This is a genomic window from Methyloceanibacter sp. (assembly GCF_035650995.1).
Taxonomy (GTDB): domain Bacteria; phylum Pseudomonadota; class Alphaproteobacteria; order Rhizobiales; family Methyloligellaceae; genus Methyloceanibacter.
In genome coordinates this window covers 1-4,849 of sequence record NZ_DASRGO010000056.1, presented here as the reverse complement: position 1 = coordinate 4,849, position 4,849 = coordinate 1, and the positions used below count along the sequence as shown (strand labels likewise).

6 protein-coding genes and 1 tRNA gene are annotated in these 4,849 nt (G+C 63.1%); 2 read left to right on the top strand and 5 right to left on the bottom strand.

Features of this window, described 5'->3' with window-relative positions; translation table 11 throughout:
* Positions 1-363 precede the first annotated feature (363 nt).
* The 4 genes from VFB18_RS05075 to VFB18_RS05060 form a co-directional block, all read right to left on the bottom strand.
* Positions 364-440 (bottom strand) — tRNA-Met (locus VFB18_RS05075).
* 153 nt (positions 441-593) lie between these two features.
* A complete protein-coding gene (locus VFB18_RS05070) occupies positions 594-1,400 on the bottom strand; it encodes a phosphatase PAP2 family protein (RefSeq protein WP_324971733.1) in 807 nt (268 codons plus the stop codon).
* Between the two features lie 58 nt (positions 1,401-1,458).
* The gene (locus VFB18_RS05065; RefSeq protein ID WP_324971732.1) at positions 1,459-1,785 is read right to left on the bottom strand and encodes a lipid-A-disaccharide synthase N-terminal domain-containing protein; all 327 of its coding nucleotides are present in this window, start codon (positions 1,783-1,785) and stop codon (positions 1,459-1,461) included.
* 6 nt (positions 1,786-1,791) lie between these two features.
* Positions 1,792-2,580: a glycosyltransferase family 2 protein gene (locus VFB18_RS05060; RefSeq protein WP_324971729.1), complete on the bottom strand. Its 789-nt coding sequence runs from the start codon at positions 2,578-2,580 to the stop codon at positions 1,792-1,794.
* Positions 2,581-2,705: 125 nt separating this feature from the next.
* On the opposite strand from VFB18_RS05060, the gene VFB18_RS05055 reads away from it, so the two are divergent.
* Positions 2,706-4,178, top strand: coding sequence for an ArnT family glycosyltransferase (locus VFB18_RS05055; RefSeq protein ID WP_324971727.1), 1,473 nt, complete (start codon positions 2,706-2,708; stop codon positions 4,176-4,178).
* Positions 4,179-4,203: 25 nt separating this feature from the next.
* Positions 4,204-4,629 (top strand): hypothetical protein, encoded by a 426-nt coding sequence (locus tag VFB18_RS05050; RefSeq protein WP_324971724.1) that lies wholly within the window; start codon positions 4,204-4,206, stop codon positions 4,627-4,629.
* Here VFB18_RS05050 and VFB18_RS05045 read toward each other — a convergent pair.
* Positions 4,626-4,849: copper chaperone PCu(A)C (locus VFB18_RS05045; RefSeq protein WP_324971721.1), on the bottom strand; the 224-nt coding region annotated here is incomplete at its 5' end. The genes VFB18_RS05050 and VFB18_RS05045 overlap by 4 nt on opposite strands.

Sequence of the window (4,849 nt, the reverse complement as noted above, 5' to 3'; positions counted from 1 at the left end):
GCTTGATACGACTCCGGATGCCCTGATCCGCACGATCTGTCAGGCATTGAGATTGAGCGACAAGGAAGCGGCCGAGAATAAAAAGATGGCAGCGCTTCGCGACAGTCTTGTCGCGGCAATGACGCCAATCATGTGGCCTCGTCGCATTTCGTAAGATCGCGATGCTTTTGAGGGGCTCCGCACTGCCGAACCCGAGCTGAACACAATGCGAACATCGCGCCATTCCGTGTCGCATCCGTGTCGCACGGAATTGCCGGCAATGTTCGTAAGCCTTTGACATGTTTCGGGTTCGCCTTGCGTTCCTTTGCAACACGAACCCAAAAAGCAAAATGCCGCCAAGCCTTTGACTTGACGGCATTTATTTGGTTGCGGGGGTAGGATTTGAACCTACGACCTTCAGGTTATGAGCCTGACGAGCTACCGGGCTGCTCCACCCCGCGTCAAATCAACGTCGGCCCCGATGCCTCGGGGGCGGGAACCTATAGCAGGTTCGCGAAAGATGTGAAGAGCGCATGACAAACTATCCTCGTCCATGCGCCTCCCCCATATGGGGACGGTCGGGGCCTTTGTGAACCCCTTGAAACGCAAGACATTCACGACCAATCCCAGGCCTTGTCGCCGGGCTCGTCCGGTGGAACCTGACGCGGCCCGGGATGGCGCCGCCGGCTCGCTTCAGGGCGCTTCCCTCCCGGCCAGTTGAGCCAGGCTTGCGTCCTGAGCCCCCTGATGCGGTAACCGCCATGACCGTCGCGCTCGAACAGCCAGCGGCGGAAAGCAAAGCGCTCGCGCACGATGTAGGGAACGACCGTACCGAGGATCGCGCCGGCGACCACGTCGGTGAAATAATGCTGGCCGATGAAGACGCGGCTCGCCGCAATCCAGAAGGCGAGCGCATAGAGCACGACCCGCCCGCGCGGCCACAGCATCGAGATCACCGTGGCGAAGGCGAAGATGTTGGTGGCGTGGCCCGAGGGAAACGAGGCGTAGTCCGACGAGAAGGCGAACAGCTTGAAATCGAACGCGCCCATCGTCTCGAACAGCTTGGGACGCGCCCGGCCGAGAATGTTCTTGGTGAGATTGGCGATGAGCCCGGCGCCTGCGATCGAGACGAACACAAAGCCGATCGTGCTCGCGATCAAACCATAGGCCGCCGAGTTTCTGAAGCTCGCGTGCCGTCTCCGCAGCACGAGCGCGAGCGCGATGGCCGCGCCGGCCGGGATCAGCATCCAATTCGAGCGGCCGACATTGGTAATGGCGGCGAAGAACCTCGTCGCCTCTGGCGGCAGCGCCTTCGCCCGCTCCAGCATGAAAGGATCCATGACGAGCATGGAGAAGGCGAGCAGCGAGCCGGCGATCACCAGCTGATCGAGAAGGCTGAGATCCTTGAAGCGAAACGTCATGCGCCGTCGCCTCGTGCCGTCCGGCGCGAGCGCGCCCGTCTTGACGACCGCTCGGCGATCACGTGGCCTTGGCCGGAGCTGGCTCGCGCTTGCCGAGCCAGATGAAATAGATGTTGCGTGAATAGATGATAAGGCCAAGCGCCTGGCCGAGGATGAACACCGGGTCGGCGCGGTAGCAGGCATAGGCGAGCAGCAAGAGGCCGCCGAACAAGCTGAAATACCAGAACGTCTCGGGCACGATGCTGGCCCTTGCCTTTTCGCTTGCGATCCATTGCACGAGGAAGCGCATCGAGAACAGGAGCTGGGCACCAAAGCCGATCCCAATCCAGACAATCTCGGTGGTCGGCGTCGTCTGCCACCAGTGCACGAGGCTCGCGATATGCATCTCGACCTACCCCCCTTGACTCGCCACCCGCGCCTTGGTGCGCACCTCGCCGCTCCCGGCTTCCCTCAACGATGCGCCCGCGGCGCTTTCCGAGACCGGGGGGACGAGCGTCCGTTTGCGCAACCAGCTGACCCCCACAAGGTCATATAGCCCAATCAGGGCACGGCCAAGATTGGTGTATTTTGACGCGCCCCGGAGCCTCGGCCGATCGTTGACCGCCTCATAGGCGATTTCGTGGCCGTAGGTAAGAAAGAAGGCCGGCAAATAGCGGTGCATGCTGGTGAAATAGGGCAGAGCGAGATAGGCGTCGCGCCGGTAGACCTTGATCCCGCAGCCCGTATCGGGGCAGCCGTCGGCGAGCACCTTGTCGCGGATCCAGTTGGCGAAGCGCGAGGCGAGCTTGCGCGATCCCGGACCTTTGCGGCCGGTCCTGATGCCGGCGACCATGGCGGGTTCGTGTCCTTCGGGGCCGAGCTTCCGCATAAGCTTGGCGATGTCGCGCGGGTCGTTCTGACCATCGCCGTCCATGGTGGCGATGACGGGAAAACGGGCGGCGAGAACCGCCGTCCTCAATGCCGCGCTTTGACCGGCACGATGGCCATGGCGGAGATAGCGAAGAGAAGGATATTTAGGGAGCAGCGCCTTGATCTCGGCCGCCGTCCCATCGCCGCTCGCATCGTCCACGGCGAGCACCTCGCCGAGCAGATCGGGAGGGACTTCCGCATAGGTCTCCTCGATCAGCCTGCCGATATTGCCTTCTTCGTTAAATGCCGGAATTACAATGGAAATAAGCATCTAACCGTCCCCTCGGGCGCGGCAATTGGGCGCCCTTCGCAAGCATCAGTAACCAGCTTTCGGAGCGCGAGACAACATTGTAAACCTGCCTCCTCTCCCCCGCAGTCGCCAAGGCGTCCTTTCCCGTGGTTGAAGACGAGCGCACCTCGAGCAACACAGGCTATGTCCTCCCGCTGATCGCCTGGCTCGGGGCCCTGCTTGCGCTCAGGCTCGCGGCCATCCATGCCGCCACGATCGACCTCGTGCCTGACGAGGCCCAGTACTGGAGTTGGTCGCAGGAACTGTCTTTCGGCTATTTCTCCAAGCCGCCGATGATCGCCTGGCTCATCCGCGGCGCAACTGCCGTGTGCGGCGACGGCGCGGTCTGCATCAGGTCCCCCTCGTCTGTGCTCTACACCCTAGCTTCGGCGATGGCGTTCCTCACAGGCCGCGCCTTGTTCAACGCGCGGGTGGGCTTCTGGTCGGCCGTTGTGTTCGACACCCTGCCCGGACTTTCCTATTCCTCGCTCCTCATCACCACCGACGTGCCGCTGATCCTGTTCTGGACGGTCGCCCTCTATTTCTGGGTGATGCTGGTGAAGCGGCAAACCATGGGCTTCGCCGTTCTGTTCGGAATCGCGGTCGGTCTCGGGCTTCTCACTAAGCAGGCTATGCTCTACGCCTTTCTGTGCGTCGCCTGTCATGCGCTGATCTCGCGTGAGGCGCGTGAGGCACTGAAGGGTGGGCGCGGACTGATTGCCGTGTTCGTCGCCCTAGCCTTGCTGGCGCCGAACATCGTCTGGAACGCCGAGCACGGCTTCCCGACGGTGCGCCACACGGGAGCGAATATCGGCTGGCAATACCCTTACATTCATCCGCTCCAGCTTCTCGACTACGTCCTGGTGCAATTCGGCGTGTTCGGCCCGATCCTTGTCGTGGTGCTCATCCGCACGGCCTGGCGCGAGATCACGGCCCCTGGCGACGAGCGCAAGGCGCTTCTGCTCTGTTTCTCTCTTCCCGTCCTTGCGATTTTGACGGTTCAGGCAGTCCTGTCGCGGACGCATGGCAATTGGTCGGCGACCGCTTATCCTGCCGCGACCATCCTCGTCACCGCTGTGCTGCTCGAGCTCGAGCGGAAGCTGTTGTTTGCCGTCTCGCTTGGCTTGCATCTCGCCATCGCCGTTCTCCTCGCGATCGCGCCGGCCTTTGCGCGGCAATGGCCGCTGTTCGAGCGCGTTCAGTTCCTGTCGCAGGCCGTAGGCTGGCGCTCCGCAGCCGACGCCGTGCGCGCCAAGCTCGACGAGGATCGCTACGGGGCGCTTCTCCTCGATACCCGGGAAACGGCCGCCGAGCTTCTCTATTACCTCCGCGACTCGAAGGTGCCGCTCTATGTCTGGCGGTCGCAAGCCGCGCCGTCGAACCACTACGAGATGACGCGTGCCTATGGCGCGGGCGCCCCCGAGCCCGTCCTGTTCGTCTCGCTCAGGTCCTGCCCGCCGAGGAGCCTCACCCAGGCCTTCGCCGAGACCACCGAACTCGGCGCGACAACGGTGCCTCTGGTCAAAGACAAGGCGCGTGTGCTGCATTTCTGCCGCCTTGCAGGTTACAAAGGTGGTTAGGATCGAATTCCGGCAGACGAGGTTCTTGGTGCGACGTTTCCTATTCGCCGTTCTTGTCACTGCGATCGCCGCGGCGCCCGCTCTCGCCGACGTCCGCATCGTGTCGAGTTCGGGCGGAATCGTCGGCAACTATCTCGAGTTCTTCTCGCGGGTACGGAGGTCCGGCGACCGCGTCATTATCGACGGGCCATGCCTTTCGGCTTGCACGCTCGTGCTGAGCACCATTCCGCGCAACCGTATCTGCGTCACCTCGCGCGCCGTGCTTGGCTTCCACGCTCCGGCGCTTGTCGACGAGACGGGTCACAAATTCCGCTCGCGCGAGGCGACCAAGGCCGTCGTCGCCTCCTATCCGCCGGCCGTGCAGGCCTGGATCAGGCGCCACGGCGGCCTCAAGCAGGACCTGATCTACCTTCGCGGGCGCGATCTTGCCGCCCTTTATCCACGCTGCTAGTTGCGCGTCCCGGGAAGTTCCGCGGTCACGCGCGCCGCATCCGAACCCACGCTGCTTACCGGCACGAGCACATCGACGGGACCCGCGCGGTCGAATTCGAGCGTGAGAAGGATATCCTCTCCGGCATTTGGGGCATCTCTCAGTCCGACCAGCCTCAGATGCGTCCCGCCGGGCGAGAGCACGATGGAGGCTCCCGCATCGATCGGCAATCCACCCTCGA